Origin of the sequence: Arthrobacter sp. ZGTC131 (assembly GCF_002929275.1) — a bacterium.
Lineage (GTDB): Bacteria > Actinomycetota > Actinomycetes > Actinomycetales > Micrococcaceae > Arthrobacter.
Genome location: NZ_PJIK01000002.1, coordinates 296,483 through 316,304, shown reverse-complemented (window position 1 = coordinate 316,304; position 19,822 = coordinate 296,483). Strand labels below are relative to the sequence as shown.

The following is a 19,822-nucleotide window of genomic DNA, read 5'->3' as shown; positions in this document are numbered from 1 at the left end:
CTGGATTTGTCATAGCCGACTCACATCCGGAAGAGGCCGAAGGAGGTCTCCGGCAGCGGGGTGCGGGAGACGACGTCGAGCGCCAGCCCCAGGACGGTGCGGGTGTCGGCGGGATCGATCACGCCGTCATCCCAGAGGCGGGCGGTGGAATAGTAGGGGCTCCCCTGGTCCTCGTACTGCTGCCTGATGGGAGCCTTGAAGGCCTCCTCGTCCTCGGCGGACCATTCCTGCCCGGCGGCGTCGTACTGGTCACGCTTCACGGTGGCCAGCACGCTCGAGGCCTGGTTGCCGCCCATGACGGAGATGCGGCTCGCAGGCCACATCCAGAGGAACCTCGGGGAATAGGCCCGTCCGCACATCGAATAGTTCCCGGCGCCGAAGGATCCGCCGATCACCACGGTCAGCTTGGGCACGCGGGCGGTGGCGACTGCCGTGACCATCTTGGCGCCGTTCTTGGCGATGCCGCCCTGTTCGTAGTCCTTGCCCACCATGAAGCCGGAGAGGTTCTGCAGGAAGATCAGCGGGATGCCGCGCTGGTCGCAGAGCTCGATGAAGTGGGCGCCCTTGAGCGAGGATTCGCTGAAGAGCACGCCGTTGTTGGCCACGATGCCCACGGGGTGCCCGTGCAGCTTCGCAAAGCCCGTGACAAGGGTGGTGCCGTAATTCTTCTTGAACTCGTGGAACCGGCTGCCGTCCACCAGGCGGGCGATGACCTCGCGCACGTCGTACTGCGCGTTGACGTCCGTGGGGACGGCACCATAGAGCTCGGCGGGGTCCACTGCGGGCTCGACGGTGGTGTCCACGTCCCAGGCGGGCGCAGCAGGCCTGGGCAGGGTGGAGACGATGTCCCGTACGATCTGCAGGGCGTGTTCGTCGTTTTCCGCCAAATGGTCCGTGACGCCGGAGATGCGGGAGTGGACATCGCCGCCGCCCAGTTCCTCGGCCGTGACGATCTCCCCGATGGCGGCCTTCACCAGCGGCGGCCCGCCCAGGAAGATCGTTCCCTGGTTGCGCACAATGACCGTTTCGTCGCTCATGGCCGGAACGTAGGCGCCGCCGGCCGTGCAGGAGCCCATCACGGAGGCAATCTGGGGAATCTTGGCCGCGGACATCCGGGCCTGGTTGTAGAAGATCCGGCCGAAGTGCTCCTTGTCCGGGAAGACCTCGTCCTGCTTGGGCAGGAAGGCTCCGCCGGAATCCACGAGGTAGATGCACGGCAGCCGGTTTTCCAGCGCGATCTCCTGGGCCCGCAGGTGCTTCTTCACCGTCATCGGATAGTAGGTGCCGCCCTTAACCGTGGCGTCGTTGGAGATGACCAGGACCTGGCGCCCGTGGACCAGCCCGATGCCCGCGATCACACCGGCGCCCGGCGAGTCATCGTTGTACATACCGTTGGCCGCCAGCGGGGCAATCTCAAGGAAGGGGCTGCCGTCGTCCAGGAGCTGGTTGATCCGCTCCCTCGGCAGGAGCTTGCCCCGTGCCACGTGGCGCTCGCGGGATTTCTCCGGCCCGCCCTGGGCCGCCGTGGCGAGCCGCTTCCGCAGTTCGCCGGCGAGCGCCTCCTGGGCGAGGCTGTTGGCCGCAAAGGCCTCGCTGGTGGCGTCCAGCTTGCTGGCGAGTGTCTCCATTGACCGCTTCCATTTCCCTGGCCGGCCCGGGTTTCCGCCGGGCCCTGCCACTTTCGGTTAGTGCCATGTAACTGAAATTTAGGTTAGTCTCTATTAACTGTGATGTCCAACACACGGACGAGTTGCTAGAGTTTGCAGTTTCGAGGAGGAAATGTGCAGATCACGGAGCACGGCCAGCTTGCCGAGGGCAGCGACGCCGCACTGCCCGCCCCGCCGGACCAGGACGCGGCGCCCAGCCGTGCCACCCAGCGCAGCCGGGCCAAGGAGACCCGCAGGCAGGCTCTCCTGTCCGCCGCCGCCTCCCTCTTCTCTGCCAACGGTTTCAACCGGGTCTCGCTAGAGGACCTGGGTGCAGCTGCCGGGGTGAGCGGCCCCGCCGTGTACCGCCACTTCCCGGGGAAGCAGGCCGTGCTGGGCGCCCTCCTCCTGACGGTCAGCCAGGACCTGCTCGACGGCGGCCGGCGGGTTGTTGCCGACGCCGCCGACCCCCTGGCGGCGCTGGGCCGGCTGGTCCAGTTCCATGTGGACTTTGCGCTCAGCAATCCGGACGTGATCCGGGTCCAGGACAGGGACTTCAGCAACCTCACGGACGAGGACCAGGCCCACGTCCGGGCGCTGCAGCGCAGCTACGTGGAGCTCTGGGTGGACGTCCTGGCGGGGATTCACGCTGAAACGGACACGGCCGACCTCCGGATGCGCGCCCATGCAACCTTCGGACTGATCAATTCCACGCCGCATTCGGTCCGCAACCACGGCCGGAGGATGGCCATCAAATCGGCACGGCCGCTGCTGGAGAACATGGCGCTGGCAGCCCTCACCGCGCCCGGCTAGGCCGCACGAACGGCCCTGGCCCTCACAGCCGTCGCCGGACAGCAACGTTCATGGGGGCCAGGGCCGGTCATAGTGCTTCAGACCATTGCGAGCGCCATGCCGGGATCGGCCAACAGGGCTCCGACATCCGCAAGGAACCGGGACCCCTGCTCGCCGTCGACGAGCCGGTGGTCGAAGGACAGGCTCAGGGTCATGACCTGCCTCAGCGCGATCTGGTCCTGGTACTCCCAGGGCATCTTCCGCACCGCACCCATGGCCAGGATGGCGGCCTCGCCCGGATTGAGAATGGGCGTGCCCGCGTCGATCCCGAAGACACCGATGTTGGTGATGGAGATGGTGCCACCGGATAGCTCCGCCGGGCTGGTCTTGCCGGCCCTGGCCGTCTCGGTCAGCCCGGTCAGCGCCGTGGACAGCTCCGCCAGGGTCATCCGGTCCGCGTCCTTGATGTTGGGAACTGTCAGGCCGCGCGGCGTGGCTGCCGCAATCCCGAGGTTCACGTAGTTGAACTGCACGATCTCCTGGTTGGCTTCATCCCACCTGGAATTGAGGGTGGGATTGCGCCGCAGGGCGATCAGGGCAGCCTTGGCCACGAGGGTCAACGGCGTCAGCTTCAGGCCGGCAAAGGCCTTGCTGGCCTTCAGCCTGGCCAGGAGCTCCATGGCCGGTGTGACGTCCACGGTCAGGAACTCCGTGACGTGCGGCGCCGTGAACGCGCTGGAGACCATGGCGGCCGCCGTGAACTTGCGTACCCCCTTGATGGGCGTGCGCACTTCGCGTTCACTCGCCTGTGCGGACGGAACTGGTTCCGGCGTCCGGGCTGCCTCGCCCGCCAGTTCCTGGGCCGCGGCCGGAAGGTCGCCGCCGCCCACGAAGTTCCTCACATCATCGCGGGTAATCAGCCCGCCGGGGCCGCTGCCGGTGACATGCTCCAGGTCCACGCCGAGGTCCTTGGCCAGCTTCCGCACGGGCGGCGTGGAGCGGGGGCGCTCGCCGGCTACCGTTGCCGCGGGTTTGGTTTCGAGAGGCCTTGTTTCGGCAGGCTTGATTTCGACAGGCTCAACCAGCGGCGCGTCGGTTTCGGCAGGCCTGGCTTCGGCAGTCTCAACCGGCGGCGAGGCGGCAAAGTTGCGCGGCCGGCGGGCAGGGCGCCCGGTTGTTTCGACGACGGCGCCATACCCCACGAGGTTCGGCTCCCGCTTCGCGGCGGGCGCCTCAGCCGCACCGCCGGCGGCGGCCTGCGCGCCGGCGTCGCCCTCCACTTCGAAGGAGACGATCGGCTTGCCCACCTCCACCACGGTGCCCGGCTGCTCATGCAGGGCAGTGACCACGCCGGCAAACGGGGAGGGCAGCTCCACGACGGCTTTGGCCGTTTCCACTTCGGCGATGATCTGGTTGAGGCTCACGGTGTCGCCAACATTCACCTTCCAGCTGACGATTTCGGATTCGGTCAGGCCTTCGCCGAGATCGGGGAGCCGGAATTCCTTGATCATGGTGGCGGTCATCCTTCCAGCCCGCTCAGCGAGTTCGGCCGCCCAAGCGCACGGTCAACGCCGTCGAGGATCCTGTCCAGGCTGGGAAGGTGGTGCATCTCCAGCTTGGAGTACGGGTACGGCACATCGAATCCCGTGACGCGCACGGGAGCAGCCTCCAGGTAGTAGAAGCAGCGCTCGGTGATACTGGCGGCGACTTCGGCCCCCAGGCCTCCTGACTGCCCCGCCTCGTGCGTGATGACAAGCCTGCCCGTCTTACGGACCGAGGCCTCCACGGCCGCGTAGTCCACCGGCGCGAGGGAGCGGAGGTCAATCACTTCGACGGAAACTCCCTCATCCGCTGCGGCAATGGCGGCATCCCGGGCGGTCTTGACCAGCGGACCGTACGCCACCAGCGTGACATCCCGCCCGTCGGTGATGACGCGGGCCTTTTCCAGGGGCAGCGCGCTGCCCAGGTCAAGGGTCTCATCGACGTCGCCTTTGTCGTGATAGCGGCGTTTGGGTTCGAAGTACAGCACGGGGTCATCGCAGGAGATGGCCTGCTGGATCATGGTGTACGCGTCCTGCGGGCTGGACGGGCTGACCACCCGCAGGCCCGATGTGTGCGTGAAGTAGGCCTCGGGAGACTCGGAGTGGTGCTCGGGCGAACCGATTCCGCCGCCGAACGGAACGCGGATGGTGATCGGCATTTTGACGTGGCCCTGGGTGCGGTAGTGAAGCTTGGCCACCTGGCACACGATCTGGTCGAAGGCCGGGTAGATGAAGCCGTCGAACTGGATTTCCACCACGGGACGGTAGCCGCGGTAGGCCAGCCCCACCGCCGTGCCCATGATTCCGGACTCGGCAAGGGGCGTGTCCACTACACGGTGCATGCCGAAGTCCTTTTGCAGGCCGTCGGTCACCCGGAAAACACCGCCCAGGGTTCCGATGTCCTCTCCCATGAGGATGACCTTGGGATCGTGCTCGAGAGACTTACGGAGGCCCGAATTGATTGCCCGGGCAAAGGTCATCTGCGTCATCAGCGTGCACCTTCTTCTGAGTCGGCATCTTCGGGATCGCCGGAGGATGCCACGTAACTGGAGTAGCCACCTTCTTCTGACTCGGCTCCTGTGGGAGCGCCGAAGGAGGCCAGGTAACGGGAGTAGTGGTCCTGCTGGCGGTCCAGCCAGGAGTTCGGCGTGCTGTAGACGTGCTTGAAGATATCAAGCGGCTCCGGGTCCGGCATACCGGTGCAGCCGGCACGCATCTCGCGGGCCACGGCGTCGGCCTTGCGCTGCACTGCGGCTTCAAACTCCTCGGTCAGCAGGCCCTTGCGGTCCAGCAGGGCTTTGACCCGGCGGATCGGATCCTTGGCGGCCCAGTCCTCAAGTTCGTTGGCGTCGCGGTACCGCGTGGGGTCATCCGCCGTCGTGTGCGGTCCCATGCGGTAGGTGACGGCCTCAATGAAGGTGGGGCCGCCGCCGCGCCGGGCGCGGTCGAGGGCGACCCGGGTGGCGGCCATTACGGCCAGGACGTCGTTGCCGTCCACGCGCATGCTGGGGATGCCGAAGCCCGCGGGCCGGTCGGCGATGTGGACATGGGACTGGAGCCGCACGGGTTCGGAGATGGCCCAGTGGTTGTTCTGGCAGAAGAAGACCACGGGAGCCTGGAAGCTGGCCGCAAACACCATGGCCTCGTTGACGTCACCTTCACTTGTGGCGCCGTCGCCGAAGTACGTAAAGGCCACCGAATCCGCGCCGTCATTCTGGATGCCCATGGCATAGCCGGTGGCGTGGAGGGTCTGCGCCCCGATGATGATCTGGGGCACGGCCATGTTAACCGTGTAGGGGTCCCATCCGCTGGACGCGTTGCCCCGCCAGACGCGCACGATGTCCGTGAGGTCTACGCCGCGGCAATAGGCAACGCCGTTGTCCCGGTAGCTGGAAAAAACGAAGTCGTCCTCGCGCAGCGTCCGTGCCGAGCCAATCTGCGACGCTTCCTGGCCCAGCAGGGGCGGCCAGAGCGCCAACTCGCCCTGGCGCTGGAGCGCCGTGGCTTCGGTGTCAATCCGGCGGATGACCACCATGTCCTCATAGAGGGAGCCGAGCTGTTCGTCCGAGATGTCCCGGACCCAGGGGTCGTACTCCGGATGGCTGACGCGCTCCCCCTGGGGCGTAATCAACTGGACCAGGTTCTGGCTGGCCCCTCCTCGATGTCCTGCATTGTTGCCCGGGCCGCTGGCGGTTGTACCGCCCTGGCCCACTTCGTCTGTCAACACCGTTGCGCAACCTTCTGACGTCGTGTGACCGTCCCGCGCAAGGACTCGTGATCCCGCCCCGTTACGGCCCGCGGGGCACCGTTGCCCCGGATAATTGTGACCATACTCACAATGCTCAAGGGGTACAACCACCGCCGCCGAACCTGAGCACAATGCACCATTCGGCCCCCCTGGACCGTGCTAGCCTTGCGCATTATGCAAGCTTTGGATGGCACTGACACACGGCTGCTATCAGCCTTGGCCCGCGATCCGCGCAGGACGGTGGTGGCACTGGCGCAGAAGCTGGGACTGTCCCGGAACACCGTCCAGGCGCGGATGGCCCAACTCGAGAAGAAACACGTCTTCCTCTCATTCGAACGCCGCATCAACCCGGTGTCGCTGGGCTACCCGTTGATGGCCTTCATCTCGGTGCACGTCCAGCAGCAGAAACTGGGCAGGCTCGCCGAAGAGCTGGCGAGCGTGCCCGAGATCCTGGAGGGCTATGGGCTGACAGGCTCCGCGGACCTTCTGCTCCGCGTGGTGGCACTGGACGCCGAAGACCTCTTCCGGATCAACGGAAAGATCCTCGCATGCGACGGCGTGGACCGGACGGATACCGCCCTGGCCATGGGCGAACTGATTCCGTTCCGGATCCAACCCCTCCTGGACCGCGGTTCCGCGGCCGAATGACGCCGGGTGTCCGCCCGCGCTGACCCCCCGGACTGCACTAAAGGATGGCCGCCGCGCTATAGGATATTGCCACTTGATATGAAGGGCGCCGACACGCCCCAGTAGGCAGGCGCGCCGGTGTGTGGCGGTTGCCGGAAAGGCTCCACTTGAGCAACCCCCAGGACCCGTACCAGCCCGGTCAGCCCTCCGGCGAACCCCCTTCCGGGGCTCCGTACGGCCAGCAGCCGTACGGCCGGCAGTTCCGCAGCCGCCAGCCGCTCCCTCCCGCCCCCTTCGGGCTGCCGGGCCAGCCTCCTGCCAGGAGCCGGAAGGGCCTCTGGATCGTTGTGGGGATCGTCGGAGGAGTCCTGCTGCTGGTAGTCGTCGGAGTGCTGCTGATTCTGAACCTCGTGGGCGGAGCCACTCGGAATGCCTCTGACCTTGCGGACGGCTTCACCAGGCTGGTCATCGCCGGGGAGACGGACAAGGCCTACAACGACTTCATGGACCCTGCGCTCAAAGAGCAGCTGACAAAGGAGGATTTCGCGTCCGGCGTCGAGAGCCTGAAGCTGGACCCGTCCTGCTCCACGGCGTACGACGACCTCAAAGTCAGCACCGAAAATGAAACCAACATCGCTGACGTGACCGGGCTCATCAAATGCGAGGGCAAGGACATCGAACTCGTCTACCGCTTCGCCGGCAAGGATGAGCTGAAGATGGTCAACATCCGGCTCAAGCCGAAGGGCTGAACACACCCACCCATCCACGGTCGCAGCGGAAGGCAGCTGGCAGCAGGATCGGAACAGCAGTAAAAGGTAGCCGGGCACACAGAAGCCCCCGCGTCGCGGGGGCTTCTGCCGTGCCGCCGGGTCAGCGGCCCGGGCGCATGTCACAGACAGCGTATGTCCAGCGTCAGTGGTCAACTGCCTTCTCTGCGCCGACACCGGTCAGGGAACGGACCTCCATCTCGGCCTGCTTGCTGCGGTCCTCGCGCTTCTTATCCAGGACCGTGCCCAGCCAGCCCAGGAGGAAGGCCAGCGGGATGGACACGATGCCCGGGTTGCTGAGCGGGAAGATCGCAAAGTTGGCTCCCGGCATCATCGACGTCTTCGCCCCGGACACCACCGGCGACAGCACAATCAGGATGATGGCCGATGCCAGCCCGCCGTACATGCTCCACACCGCGCCCTGCGTGGTGAACCTGCGCCAGAACAGCGAGTAGATGATGGTGGGCAGGTTGGCGGAGGCGGCAACGGCGAACGCGAGCGCCACCAGGAAGGCGACGTTCTGCCCGTTGGCGAAGATGCCGCCCAGGATGGCCATGACTCCGATGACCACCACGGTGCGGCGGGCCACCTTAACTTCAGTGTCGGCGTCGGCCTTTCCCTTGGCGATGACGCTGGCGTAAATGTCATGGGCGAAGGACGCCGCGGCGGTTATAGTCAGTCCGGCCACCACGGCCAGGATGGTGGCGAACGCCACCGCCGAGATGAAGCCCAGGAGCAGCGGTCCGCCCAGGTAGAAGGCCAGCAGAGGGGCGGCCGAGTTGACGCCGCCGGGAGCACCCTTGATGGTTTCCGCGCCGACGAGGGCAGCTGCGCCGTAACCAAGGACCAGCGTGAACAGGTAGAAAAGGCCGATCAGCCAGATGGACCACACCACTGACTTCCGGGCTTCCTTGGCGGTGGGCACCGTGTAGAAGCGCATCAGCACGTGGGGCAGGGCGGCCGTGCCGAGGACCAGGGCGAGGCCCAGCGACATGAAGTCCAGCTTGGACGTCTCCGTCTTGCCGTACTGCAGGCCCGGGTTCAGGACGTTCGGGTTGTTGGACGTCTCCACGGCCGCGCCCAGCAGGCTGGACAGGTTGAAGCCGTAGATGGCCAGGACCCAGAGCGTCATCACTGCGGCGCCGGCAATGAGCAGGATGGCCTTGATGATCTGCACCCACGTGGTGCCCTTCATGCCGCCGATCAGGACGTACATGATCATGAGCGCGCCCACGACCATGATCACGAGGGCCTGGCCGCCCCAGTCGCTGATGCCCAGCAGAAGCGAGATCAGGCTGCCCGCGCCGGCCATCTGGGCCAGCAGGTAGAAGAAGCAGACGGCAAGCGTAGAGATGGCGGCGGCGATGCGGACCGGACGCTGCTTGAGGCGGAAGGACAGGACATCGGCCATGGTGAACTTGCCGGTATTGCGCAGCAGTTCGGCCACGAGCAGGAGCGCCACGAGCCAGGCAACGAGGAACCCGATGGAGTACATGAAGCCGTCGTAGCCGTTGATGGCGATGGCACCGGTGATCCCCAGGAAGGAGGCCGCGGACAGGTAGTCGCCGGCGATGGCGGTGCCGTTCTGCGAGCCGGAGAAGGAGCGGCCGGCCGCGTAGTAGTCCGCCGCGGTCTTGTTGTTCCGGCTCGCCCGCAGGACGATCACCATGGTGACCGCCACGAACAGGCCGAAGATGCCCATGTTCAGGAGGGTGGTGTCCTGGAGCGCGGCGACGTCCACCGCTGCTGGAATGTAGATCATGGGGTTGCTCCGCCCACGCGGTTGCCCGCTTTGTCGAATTCGTGGCCTTCAATGCCGTGGCGGATCTCCGCCGCGATGGGGTCCAGCTTCCTGTTGGAGTAGCTGACGTACCAGCCCGTGATGGCAAACGTGGTGACAAACTGGAGCAGGCCCATGATCAGCCCCACGTTGATGTTGCCCCACACCTTGCTGGACATGAAGTCGACCGCATAATCGGCCAGCAGGACGTACGCGAAGTACCACAGCAGGAACGCCACGGCCATGGGAAAGACAAAGCTGCGGTGGCGCCTGCGCAGTTCCTTGAACTGCTCGGTGGCTTGGACTTCCTCGAAGTCCGCGGACGCCGCGACGTCCGGAGTTCGGGCACTGTTACCCATCGTTCCTCCTCATTGAGACTGACTCCCACACCGGCTCGCACGCTCCGCACCAGTGTGACTCCCATCACTGTGCTCCGCTCCCGGGCAGGGTTCCAGTCTTTGCGGGATTCCGGTCGCCTAGCGGTCGCGATGCTGCGACAAACGGCAGGCGCTACGCTGGGCAGCATGCCCGACTCCCCGCTCTACGCCGCAGCCGCCGTCGCGGTGATCGCCCTGGCGATTGCCGTCGTCGTCCTGGTTGGCCTCAAGGTGCTCCGCTCCTTCCGCGAGCTGGGCACCGACGCCGAGCGTGCCACCTACACCACCCTTCACGCGGCATCGAAAGCCGGCCGGCACCTGCGGACGGGACTGAACCCGGCCGGTGCCGCGAAGGCCAGCCGGCAGCTCCGGACCCTGCTGGGCTGCGACGCGCTCGCCATCACCGACGTGTCCGGCGTGCTGGCGTGGGACGGGCCCGGCGAAGAACTCAGGCCCCGGCTCATGGAGCTCGCCGCCGACGTGCTTTCCGGCGGGAGGACCCAGGTGTTCAACGCCGCCGACCTGCAACTCTCAGCCCGGAAGTCCGGATCCATTGGGGCCGCCGTGATCGCGCCCATCCGGGCAGGGTCCCGCGTGGTGGGTGTCGTTGCGGCCTTTGCCCCCTCGGCCGGCGCCGGCCTGGTCCGTGCCACCACGGAAGTGGCCGACTGGGTGGCCGCCCAGGTGGAGCTGGCCGAGCTGGATGCCTCCCGGACCCTCCTGATGGAGGCGGAGGTGCGGGCGCTGCGGGCACAGATCAGCCCGCACTTCATCTACAACTCGCTGAACGCCATTGCCTCCTTCATCAACACGGACCCGGCGCGGGCCCGCGAACTGGTGGTGGAGTTCGCGGATTTCACCCGCTACTCGTTCCGGCGGCACGGCGATTTCACCACCCTCGCCGAGGAGCTGCGGTGCATCGACCGGTACCTTTTGCTGGAGCGGGCCCGGTTCGGTGAGCGGGTGCAGGTGAGCCTCCGGATCGCGCCCGAGGTGTTGAGCACGGTGATACCGTTCCTGAGCCTGCAGCCGCTCGTGGAAAATGCCGTCCGGCACGGCCTGGAGGCGAAGGAAGGCCCCGGGCACATCACCATCTCCGCCAACGATTCCGGCGCGTTCGCGGAGGTCACCATCGAGGACGACGGCGTGGGGATGGATCCGGTGCAGCTCCAGTCCATGCTGGCCGGACACATGGACGGTGAGCACGTGGGGCTGCGGAACGTCGACGCACGGCTTCGCCAGGTATACGGCGACGACCACGGCCTGGTGATCGAGACGGCGCCCGGCGAGGGGACGCTGATCACCATGCGGGTCCCCAAGTCCCAGCCGGGGCACAACGCCTGAGCACTGTGCCTGAGAACGGCAGGCCCCGGCCGGAAGATAACCTAGAACCATGATTAACGTACTCGTCGCCGACGACGAGCTGCCCGCCATCGAAGAACTCGCCTTCCTCTTGGGCAGGGATGAGAGGATCGGCACCATACTTCGCGCGTCCTCCGGCGCCGAGGCGCTCCGGGCCCTCGAATCCGAGTCCGTGGACGCCGTCTTCCTGGACATCCATATGCCGGCGGTGTCCGGACTGGACATCGCGAGGGTCATTTCCCGCAGCAGCCGGCCGCCCGCCGTCGTATTTGTCACCGCTGACGAGGACTGCGCCCTCGAGGCATTCGAGCTGGCGGCGGTGGACTACCTGCTGAAGCCCGTCCGGGCGGAGCGGCTGGCCCGTTCGGTGGGCCGGATCAGCGAGCTGATCCGCGACGGCGGCGGCGCCGCACCCGAGATGATCACCGTTGACCAGGGCGGCACCACCAAAATGATCCGGCGCGACGACGTCACGTACGTCCAGGCGCAGGGAGACTATGCGCGGCTGCACACGGCCGATGCCAGCTACCTGATCCGCGTTCCGCTGGCGGACCTGGAACAGCAGTGGACAGACGCCGGTTTCATCCGCACCCACCGTTCGTATCTCATTGCCCTCTCGCACGTCACGCACCTGAAGCTCGCCGCGGTCCGTCCCAGCGTCACCGTGGAGGATGCCGAGCTGCCGATCAGCCGCCGCCACCTGCCGGCCGTCCGGGAGAAGCTCGAGGCGACCCGGATCCGGCCGCAGGCATGACACGCGTCAGGGTGACGGCTCCCCGTTCGGCGGCCAGGCCGGCGGCCGAACCGCGGGAGGCCGCCGAGGAATCGGCAATGGGGCAGGTGTTTGTCCGGTCCCTGATCCGCTCCCAGCTCCGGCTCGCCCTGGTGGTGGCCGGCGGTTTCCTGCTGATCCTCGGCGCGTTTCCCGTGCTGCTCGGCGCCATCCCGGGGCTGGCGGAGACCCGGATCGCGGGAATCCCTTTTGACTGGCTCCTGCTCGGCGCCGGAATCTATCCCGTGACCGGGATCAGCGCCTGGCTGTACATCCGCAGCGCCACGCGCAACGAGGCCCGCTACCGGGACCTCGCCGAGGACAGACGGTGAGCCGGTGAGTCCGGCCGTAGGCATCGCCGCCATCACCGCAGTGTCCGTGGCCACCGCGGTGATCGGATTCTACGGGCTCCGGATTTCCCGGACCACCGGAGACTTCTACGTCGCCTCCCGCACCGTGCGGCCCTGGTGGAATGCCTCGGCGATCGGCGGCGAGTACCTCTCTGCCGCGAGCTTCCTCGGCGTGGCCGGCCTGATTCTGCTGTCCGGCACGGATGCCCTCTGGTACCCGGTGGGTTACACGGCCGGCTACCTGATGCTCCTGCTGTTCGTGGCGGCCCCGCTCCGGCGCTCGGGGGCTTACACAATTCCTGACTTCACGGAGGCAAGGCTGGATTCCCTCGCCGTGCGCCGGGTGACGAGCCTGGCAGTGGTCATTGTGGGCTGGCTGTACATCGTCCCCCAGCTGCACGGCGCCGCCCTGACGATCCGGACCACCACGGGCCTGCCGCCCTGGGTGGGGTCCACCGCCGTGGTTGTGGTGGTGTGCCTGACCGTGGTGGCCGGCGGCATGCGTTCGATCACCTTTGTCCAGGCATTCCAGTACTGGCTTAAGCTCACCGCGCTGGCCGTCCCCATCATCTTCATGGTCCTCGTCCTGGGTGGAAACGACTTCCCCGGCGAGGCTGCGCCCGCCACCAACCCCACGGGCCTGGCCCCGGCCGGCCCGTACCAAAACATCTCGCTGTTGGTGGCATTGCTGTTCGGAACCCTGGGCCTGCCGCACGTCCTGGTCCGCTTCTACACGAATCCGGACGGGCACTCCGCCCGGCGCACCACGTTGATTGTGCTGGGGCTGCTGTCCGTGTTCTACCTGTTCCCCACCGCGTTCGGGCTGCTGGGGCGCGTCTTCGCACCGGGACTAGCCCACACGGGGCAGGCCGACGCCGTGGTGCTGCTGCTGCCGGGACGGCTCATCGACGGCCCGGCCGGCGAGCTGCTGTCCGCCCTCGTTGTGGCAGGAGCGTTCGCCGCCTTCCTGTCCACGACGTCCGGGCTGGTGGTTTCCCTGGCCGGCGTGATCAGCCAGGATGTGCTGGGGGGAAGCGTCCGCGGCTTCAGGCTTGCAGCGCTGGTTTCAGCGATGGTGCCGCTGGGCCTGGCGTTCATGACGGACTCACTGGCCCTCGCCGGCAGTGTTGGCCTGGTGTTCGCCTTCACGGCGTCCACCATTTGCCCCGTGCTGCTGCTCGGGATCTGGTGGCGGGGCCTTACCGATGCCGGCGCCATTGCGGGCATGGTGACCGGAGGTGTGCTGTGCGGCGGGGCCATGGTGGCCGGGACCGTGCTCGGGGCGGCCGGGACGCCGTTCTGGCTGGCCCAGCCTGCGGCATGGACGGTGCCTGCCGCCTTTGCCGTCATGATCCTGACGTCCCGGGCAACGAGTGCCCGCGTGCCGCGGACCATCACCAAGGTCATGACCAGGCTCCACACGCCCGAAAGGCCACTGGCCACGGAACGCTGAGCGGCGGTTTCCGGCTGGGGCGGTTTCGGCGGAGCGGCGGTTTCCGGCTGGGGCGGTTTCGGCGGAGCGGCGGTTTCCGGCGTGGGTGGTTTCCGGGGTGACCGGATCAGTCGATGGCGGCCATCAGTTCGACCACACGGTCCAGGAATGCGTCCACCTGGGTTTCCTCGTAGCCGTCACTGCCGACCGCCGGGCGGAAGACGGCCCGCCGGACGTTGTCGACACTGAGCGGCTTGTCCTCCTCGAGGTAGCCGATCAGGTCCCTGCACAGCCTGTCGACGTCTTTGGTGTTGTAGCTCCGTGCCTTCTTCTTGACCGGGCGGCGGAACCTGTCGCCGTCGGGCCTGTGCAGGCGGCCCCGCAGCGTTCCGGAAAGCTGCCCGATCTGCCGCAGCCAGGCCTCCTCCCCCTGCTCCGCGATGAGTTCGTCGCGTTCCCGCCGGGCGAAGGCGTCTTCGAGCCGGTCGAGGGCCGCGTCAACCGCCGTGGCGGAGTATCCGCCCTTGACGGGGTCGAAAGAGACCGACCGGACGTCGGCGCTCCTGATGGGGTGGACGGCGGCGGCCGGCGTCTCCAGGGACACACGGGCCCGCTGCAGGAACTGGTCCACCTGCTTGGCGTTGTACCCGTAGTCGGTCCGTGCCACACGCTCAAAAGACGCGGGAATCTGCCGCTTGCTGTCCACTCTCACCTTGTTTCCTTCAATGCTTTTCAGCTCAGTAGTAACCGCAATATTGTAGGGCGCCGCGTTGGCCGCCGCGGGCGCAGCGGGGCAGGAATGTCATGCCCGAAGTCCCGGGCGCCGCATCTCACGCCCGGAGTCTCGGGCGCCGGCGTCAGGCCCCGGACACCAGGACGAACAGCATGAAGGCCACCGGAGAGGCGAACACGATAGAGTCCAGCCTGTCCATGACCCCGCCGTGTCCGGGCAGGATGCTGCTCATGTCCTTGATGCCCAGTTCGCGTTTCACCATGGACTCCGCGAAGTCGCCGGCGGTCGCGGACGCCACCATGCCCACTGCCAGGACCACGCCCACCCACCAGGGCTTGCCCAGCAGGAAGATGCTGGCCAGGACGCCGATCAGCATGGCGCCGGCGATGGACCCGGCGAAGCCTTCCCATGATTTCTTGGGGCTGATCTTAGGAGCCATGGGGTGCTTGCCCAGGGACGCTCCCACCAGGTAGCCGAAAGTGTCATTGGAGACCACGAGGAGGAGCAGGATGACGACCTGCCATGCCCCCTCCGGCACCACTCCGCCGGGCCAGGGGCCGATCGGGGTCACGCCGCCCGCCACGTGGAGCGGCAGCGCGGCGAAACTGATGAGGAACGGAACCCAGGCGAGTGTGAAGACGCCGGCGAAGATGCTCCGGGCCGAGCCGGTGGCGTTCTCGACAGACCGCCACAGGAGCACGGCCACGCTGCTGATCAGCATGGCGAACAACAGGCTTTCCGGTCCGCCGAAGTAGGCGGAGAAGGGCATGGCGACAGTGCCGACCATGACGGGGACGATCGGCAGGCGTGTTCCGTTGGCCTCGAGGGCACGGAAGATTTCCCACACGCCGAACACGGCAAAGGTGGTGGTGACGGCGACGAAGCCGAGCGGCAGGAACAGCAGACCGCCCAATACGGCAAAGAGCATGGCCAATCCGACGGCGGTTGCCGCAGGAAGGTTGCGCCCCGCTCCGGGGGTCGGGTTGGGCCTCGGCTGGCGGGTCCGCGATCGGGCCCGCGCTCCGGGGGCCTGCTGTGCCTGGCCCATCAGACTTCGAGCAGCTCTGCTTCCTTGCGCTTAAGCAGCTCATCGATTCCGTCGACGTGCTGCTTGGTCATGGCGTCGAGTTCCTTTTCCCCGCGGCTGCCTTCGTCCTCCCCTGCCTCGCCATCCTTGACGAGCCTGTCCAGGGTTTCCTTGGCCTTGCGCCGGATGTTGCGGATGGAGATTTTGGCCTCTTCACCCTTGGACTTCACGATCTTGACGTATTCCTTGCGGCGTTCCTGCGTGAGATCCGGGATGGTGATGCGGATGACGTTGCCGTCATTAGACGGGTTGGCGCCGACCTCCGAATCGCTGAGTGCCCGTTCGATGTCGCGCAGCGCCGTCTTGTCGTAAGGCGTGATGAGGATGGTGCGGGCATCGGGAACCGCGAAGGAGGCCAGCTGCTGGAGCGGCGTGGGGGTGCCGTAGTACTCCACCATCACCTTGTTGTACAGGCCGGGGGTTGCCCGGCCGGTCCGGATCGAGGCGAAGTCTTCCTTGGCTACCTCAACCGCCTTGTCCATCTTGTCCCCGGCTTCGAGCAAGGTTTCTTCGATCACGATCTCTCCTCAGAAATTGGTTCCCGGCGGGCCGGGGGCATTTCACAATCCGGGTTCCGCCCGATGGACGGAACCTTCCTAAAATATCCTAGCTGTAACTAGGGGGTGACCAGGGTTCCCAGCTGTTCGCCGCGGATGGCGCGCGTGACGTTGCCTTCGCCTTCCATGCCGAAGACCACCATGGACAGGTTGTTGTCCTTGCACATGGTCATCGCGGTCTGGTCCATGACCCGGATGTCGCGGCGGAGGGCGTCGTCGTAGCTGAGCCTTTCCAGCTTCTCGGCGGCCGGGTCCTTCTTGGGATCGGCGGTGTAGACGCCGTCCACGCCGCTCTTAGCCATGAGCACCACGTCTGCGTGGACCTCGAGGGCGCGCTGGGCGGCCACGGTGTCGGTCGAGAAGTACGGCAGGCCGGCCCCGGCGCCGAAGATCACGACCCGGTTCTTCTCCATGTGCCGGATGGCGCGGCGGGGAATGTACGCCTCGGCTACCTGGCCCATGGTGATGGCGCTCTGGACCCGGGTCTCGACCCCTGCCTGCTCCAGGAAGTCCTGCAGGGCGAGGCAGTTCATGACGGTTCCCAGCATGCCCATGTAGTCGGCGCGGGAGCGGTCCATGCCGCTCTGGGACAGTTCGGCTCCGCGGAAGAAGTTGCCGCCACCCACCACAATGGCAACCTCGACGTCGGGAACGGCGGCGGCGATCTGCTTGGCAACTCCCCGGACGGTGTCCGGGTCAACGCCCAGCTTGCCTCCTCCGAAGACCTCGCCGGACAGCTTCAGGAGGACCCGGCGCCTGTTCTTCTCTGACTGGACTGAAGTTTTGGCTTCCATGGTGCCTTCCCGTTGGTGAACTCTGAGCTAGATTATCGTGCTGCGCGGCCAAAGCTCATATTCCCGCTTGGCCGGTGCATGCAAAAGGGGCGGCCACCGAAGTGACCACCCCCCTTGCGTGTCTGACTAGGAGCCGACGCGGAAACGCGTGAAGGCGGTTCCCTTGACGCCGGCCTCTGCGAGGACCTGCGCCACGGACTTCTTGGCATCCTTGGCGAAAGCCTGGTCAACCAGGACTTCACCCTTGTAGAAGCCCGTAACGCGGCCTTCCACGATCTTGGTCATGGCGGCTTCGGGCTTGCCCTCGGCCTTGGCGGTCTCTTCGGCGATGCGGCGCTCGGACTCAACGAGCTCAGCCGGAACATCCTCGCGGGAGAGGTAGTTCGGAGCCATGGCCGCGATGTGGACTGCAACGTCGTGGGCTGCGGTGACAGCCGTTTCGCCTTCGCCGTCAACAGCGAACAGAACGCCGACCTGGGCCGGGAGGTCCTTGGAGGTCTTGTGCAGGTAAGCGTCGACCGTGGCGCCCTCGATGCGGGAGATACGGCGGACCACTACCTTCTCGCCGAGGACAGCGCCCTCTTCGACAACAACCTCGGACAGCGGCTTGCCGTCGACGTCGGTGGCGAGCAGGGTCTCGAGGTCGGCTGCGCCGGATTCGACGGCGATGGCGAGGACCTTGTCGGCCAGCTGGATGAACTTGTCAGCTTTGGCGACGAAGTCGGTCTCGCAGTTGACCTCGATCATTACGCCGACGCCGCCGTCAACCTTGGCAGCAACCAGGCCTTCAGCGGTCGAGCGGCCTTCACGCTTGGTAGCGCCCTTCAGGCCCTTGATGCGGATGATCTCGATGGCCTTCTCGGCGTCGCCGTTGGCTTCGTCGAGAGCCTTCTTGACATCCATCATGCCGGCGCCGGTGCGCTCGCGCAGAGCCTTGATATCAGCGGCAGTGTAGTTCGCCATGTGAACCCCTCTGTCTAGAAATTTATGTGGTTTACGGACGGACAGGACGGCAGCTCACCTGGTGAGCCGCCATCCTGTCAGTTACCCGGCGCTGCGGACAGAGCCGGGAAATCCCGGTGGAGTTGTTTACTTCTCGGCGTCGGTAGCCTCGGCAGCGGCCGGGGCTTCCTCTGCAGCGGGAGCAGCTTCGGCGGCCGGTGCCTCGGCTGCCGGAGCTTCGGTTGCCGGTGCTTCGGCGGCTGCCGGAGCTTCCTCGGACTTGCTGCCTTCGAGGAGCTCGCGCTCCCACTCGGCCAGCGGCTCTTCCGGGGTCTCGGCAGTGCCGGTTGCGCGCTGGTTGCGGGCGATGAGGCCCTCTGCAACTGCGTCAGCAACAACGCGGGTGAGGAGGTTCACGGAGCGGATGGCGTCGTCGTTGCCCGGGATCGGGAAGTCGACTTCATCCGGGTCGCAGTTGGTGTCCAGGATGGCAACAACGGGGATGTTGAGCTTCTTGGCTTCGTCTACGGCCAGGTGTTCCTTCTTGGTGTCCACGATCCAGAGCACGGAGGGTGCCTTGGTCAGGTTGCGGATACCGCCAAGGTTGGACTCAAGCTTGGTGAGTTCGCGGCGAAGGAGCAGCAGTTCCTTCTTGGTGTAAGCGGAACCGGCGACGTCGTCGAAGTCGATCTCTTCGAGTTCCTTCATGCGCTGGATACGCTTGGCAACCGTCTGGAAGTTGGTCAGCATACCGCCGAGCCAACGCTGGTTGACGTACGGCTGGCCAACACGGGTGGCCTGCTCGGCAATTGCTTCCTGAGCCTGCTTCTTGGTGCCGACGAAGAGTACGGTTCCGCCGTGCGCGACGGTGGCCTTCACGAACTCGTAGGCGCGGTCGATGTAGGACAGCGACTGCTGAAGGTCAATGATGTAGATGCCGTTGCGCTCCGTGAAGATGAAGCGCTTCATCTTCGGGTTCCAACGACGGGTCTGGTGTCCAAAGTGGACGCCGCTGTCAAGCAGCTGGCGCATAGTTACGACGGGCATGCCGACGCTCCTTCCGGCAGGTCATTCATGAGAGAGCCCACGGGCGCTCTTACCCTGCCAATAGTTGACGGTTATTTAGCTTCGCCCAGGCGGGCCAAGCTCCTGGCATCCATTGCGCTTCTCATCAGGACCGTTGCCGGACCTGACCGCAAGAGGCACAATCCTCCTCGGCAGGAAGCATTCGCTTCCGGTTTTGGAGGGCTGGATACGCGTAGTCAGCTGCTGCTCCCCCGCACTCCTGAATGGGGCGTGCTGACGCTACCCATGAGACTGGAATACGTTGAGGGCACAGCAAACTGCTCCACCAAGTGTACTACAGTGGCACTCGGCAAAAGCACCAGTTCCGGGGCCCCGGCGGCGTTTTCCACATACGCCCAGGAGGCCGTTCCGGCCGCCGGCGGAGGCGGCCAAGCTGGGTGAATGAAACTTCCCGCGCTCGTGGCGCTTCTTCTGCTGGCGACCGCCTCGACAGCCCCTTCAACCTCCCCCACCGCAGGCGCACCCGGCGCCCGCACCGGCTTCAGCGCCCCTCCGGCTGCCGCGGCGGGCTCATGGAGCTGGCCGCTAGCTCCCCGGCCGGCGCTCCTGCGGGCCTTCGACCCGCCGGACAAGCCGTGGCTCAGCGGCCACCGGGGCGTGGACCTGAAGTCCGCGTCCGACGGCGGGCCGGTCACCTCGCCGGAGTCCGGCACCGTGAGCTTTGTGGGCATCGTGGTGGACCGGCCCGTCATCACGGTGGACCACGGCAACGGCCTGCGCAGCAGCTTCGAGCCCGTGGCGAGCACCCTCACGAAAGGCGACGCCGTAGCCAAAGGCGAGGTCCTGGGCACGCTGCTGACCGGGCACTGCGGCCCGGCGCCCTGCGTCCACTGGGGCGTGCGCCGCGGAGACGAGTACGTCAACCCGCTGGAGTTCGTCCTGGATCTGCGGCCGTCGGTCCTGCTGCCCCTGAACTAGACGACCCCCTG

General features: G+C 66.4%; 20 protein-coding genes. 8 read left to right on the top strand and 12 right to left on the bottom strand.

Annotated features, from left to right (window positions below; translation table 11 throughout):
- Positions 1-20: 20 nt before the first annotated feature.
- Positions 21-1,628 carry a carboxyl transferase domain-containing protein gene (locus tag CXQ90_RS04470; protein WP_104137259.1) on the bottom strand — a complete coding sequence of 536 codons (1,608 nt, stop codon included), beginning with the start codon at positions 1,626-1,628 and terminating at the stop codon, positions 21-23.
- A gap of 201 nt (positions 1,629-1,829) precedes the next feature.
- Between CXQ90_RS04470 and CXQ90_RS04465 the strand changes: the two genes are divergently transcribed.
- Positions 1,830-2,459, top strand: coding sequence for a TetR/AcrR family transcriptional regulator (locus CXQ90_RS04465; protein ID WP_104137455.1), 630 nt, complete (start codon positions 1,830-1,832; stop codon positions 2,457-2,459).
- A gap of 77 nt (positions 2,460-2,536) precedes the next feature.
- Here CXQ90_RS04465 and CXQ90_RS04460 read toward each other — a convergent pair whose 3' ends face one another.
- From CXQ90_RS04460 to pdhA, 3 genes are read right to left on the bottom strand one after another with little or no spacing between them, the layout of a single operon-like run.
- Entirely contained in the window at positions 2,537-3,949 is a 1,413-nt protein-coding gene (locus CXQ90_RS04460; RefSeq protein WP_258064358.1) for a dihydrolipoamide acetyltransferase family protein, read from the bottom strand.
- An 8-nt stretch (positions 3,950-3,957) separates the two neighbouring features.
- Positions 3,958-4,968 (bottom strand): alpha-ketoacid dehydrogenase subunit beta, encoded by a 1,011-nt coding sequence (locus CXQ90_RS04455; protein ID WP_104137256.1) that lies wholly within the window; start codon positions 4,966-4,968, stop codon positions 3,958-3,960.
- The gene (pdhA, locus tag CXQ90_RS04450; RefSeq protein WP_258064367.1) at positions 4,968-6,119 is read right to left on the bottom strand and encodes a pyruvate dehydrogenase (acetyl-transferring) E1 component subunit alpha; all 1,152 of its coding nucleotides are present in this window, start codon (positions 6,117-6,119) and stop codon (positions 4,968-4,970) included. Before pdhA ends, CXQ90_RS04455 begins: the two co-directional genes overlap by 1 nt.
- A 282-nt stretch (positions 6,120-6,401) precedes the next feature.
- Here pdhA and CXQ90_RS04445 point away from each other — a divergent pair, with 282 nt between their 5' ends.
- A complete protein-coding gene (locus tag CXQ90_RS04445) occupies positions 6,402-6,875 on the top strand; it encodes an Lrp/AsnC family transcriptional regulator (protein WP_078026386.1) in 474 nt (157 codons plus the stop codon).
- A 146-nt stretch (positions 6,876-7,021) separates the two neighbouring features.
- The gene (locus CXQ90_RS04440) at positions 7,022-7,603 is read left to right on the top strand and encodes a hypothetical protein (protein ID WP_258064357.1); all 582 of its coding nucleotides are present in this window, start codon (positions 7,022-7,024) and stop codon (positions 7,601-7,603) included.
- Positions 7,604-7,766: 163 nt separating this feature from the next.
- On the opposite strand, the gene CXQ90_RS04435 is transcribed toward CXQ90_RS04440, so the two are convergent.
- Entirely contained in the window at positions 7,767-9,383 is a 1,617-nt protein-coding gene (locus CXQ90_RS04435; protein WP_104137255.1) for a cation acetate symporter, read from the bottom strand.
- Positions 9,380-9,760, bottom strand: a complete 381-nt coding sequence (locus CXQ90_RS04430) for a DUF485 domain-containing protein (RefSeq protein ID WP_104137253.1) — start codon at positions 9,758-9,760, stop codon at positions 9,380-9,382. The genes CXQ90_RS04435 and CXQ90_RS04430 overlap by 4 nt, the downstream gene beginning before the upstream one ends.
- A gap of 165 nt (positions 9,761-9,925) precedes the next feature.
- Between CXQ90_RS04430 and CXQ90_RS04425 the strand changes: the two genes are divergently transcribed.
- The 4 genes from CXQ90_RS04425 to CXQ90_RS04410 are packed head-to-tail and all read left to right on the top strand — an operon-like array spanning position 9,926 to position 13,715.
- Positions 9,926-11,122, top strand: a complete 1,197-nt coding sequence (locus CXQ90_RS04425) for a sensor histidine kinase (RefSeq protein ID WP_104137251.1) — start codon at positions 9,926-9,928, stop codon at positions 11,120-11,122.
- 49 nt (positions 11,123-11,171) lie between these two features.
- Positions 11,172-11,894 (top strand): LytTR family DNA-binding domain-containing protein, encoded by a 723-nt coding sequence (locus tag CXQ90_RS04420; protein WP_104137249.1) that lies wholly within the window; start codon positions 11,172-11,174, stop codon positions 11,892-11,894.
- The gene (locus CXQ90_RS04415; RefSeq protein ID WP_104137247.1) at positions 11,891-12,244 is read left to right on the top strand and encodes a hypothetical protein; all 354 of its coding nucleotides are present in this window, start codon (positions 11,891-11,893) and stop codon (positions 12,242-12,244) included. The genes CXQ90_RS04420 and CXQ90_RS04415 overlap by 4 nt, the downstream gene beginning before the upstream one ends.
- 4 nt (positions 12,245-12,248) lie before the next feature.
- The gene (locus CXQ90_RS04410; protein ID WP_104137245.1) at positions 12,249-13,715 is read left to right on the top strand and encodes a cation acetate symporter; all 1,467 of its coding nucleotides are present in this window, start codon (positions 12,249-12,251) and stop codon (positions 13,713-13,715) included.
- Positions 13,716-13,821: 106 nt separating this feature from the next.
- On the opposite strand, the gene CXQ90_RS04405 is transcribed toward CXQ90_RS04410, so the two are convergent.
- From CXQ90_RS04405 to rpsB, 6 genes are all read right to left on the bottom strand, one after another.
- Positions 13,822-14,406, bottom strand: coding sequence for a DivIVA domain-containing protein (locus tag CXQ90_RS04405; protein WP_104137243.1), 585 nt, complete (start codon positions 14,404-14,406; stop codon positions 13,822-13,824).
- Positions 14,407-14,551: 145 nt separating this feature from the next.
- Entirely contained in the window at positions 14,552-15,475 is a 924-nt protein-coding gene (locus CXQ90_RS04400; RefSeq protein WP_104137242.1) for a phosphatidate cytidylyltransferase, read from the bottom strand.
- Entirely contained in the window at positions 15,475-16,032 is a 558-nt protein-coding gene (frr, locus tag CXQ90_RS04395) for a ribosome recycling factor (protein ID WP_104137240.1), read from the bottom strand. The genes CXQ90_RS04400 and frr overlap by 1 nt, the downstream gene beginning before the upstream one ends.
- A gap of 98 nt (positions 16,033-16,130) precedes the next feature.
- Positions 16,131-16,865: a UMP kinase gene (pyrH, locus tag CXQ90_RS04390; RefSeq protein ID WP_104137239.1), complete on the bottom strand. Its 735-nt coding sequence runs from the start codon at positions 16,863-16,865 to the stop codon at positions 16,131-16,133.
- Positions 16,866-16,991: 126 nt separating this feature from the next.
- Positions 16,992-17,828 carry a translation elongation factor Ts gene (gene tsf / locus CXQ90_RS04385; RefSeq protein ID WP_104137237.1) on the bottom strand — a complete coding sequence of 279 codons (837 nt, stop codon included), beginning with the start codon at positions 17,826-17,828 and terminating at the stop codon, positions 16,992-16,994.
- A gap of 126 nt (positions 17,829-17,954) precedes the next feature.
- Positions 17,955-18,854, bottom strand: a complete 900-nt coding sequence (gene rpsB, locus CXQ90_RS04380) for a 30S ribosomal protein S2 (RefSeq protein ID WP_104137236.1) — start codon at positions 18,852-18,854, stop codon at positions 17,955-17,957.
- A gap of 420 nt (positions 18,855-19,274) precedes the next feature.
- On the opposite strand from rpsB, the gene CXQ90_RS04375 reads away from it, so the two are divergent.
- The gene (locus tag CXQ90_RS04375; RefSeq protein ID WP_104137234.1) at positions 19,275-19,811 is read left to right on the top strand and encodes a M23 family metallopeptidase; all 537 of its coding nucleotides are present in this window, start codon (positions 19,275-19,277) and stop codon (positions 19,809-19,811) included.
- Positions 19,812-19,822 lie beyond the last annotated feature (11 nt).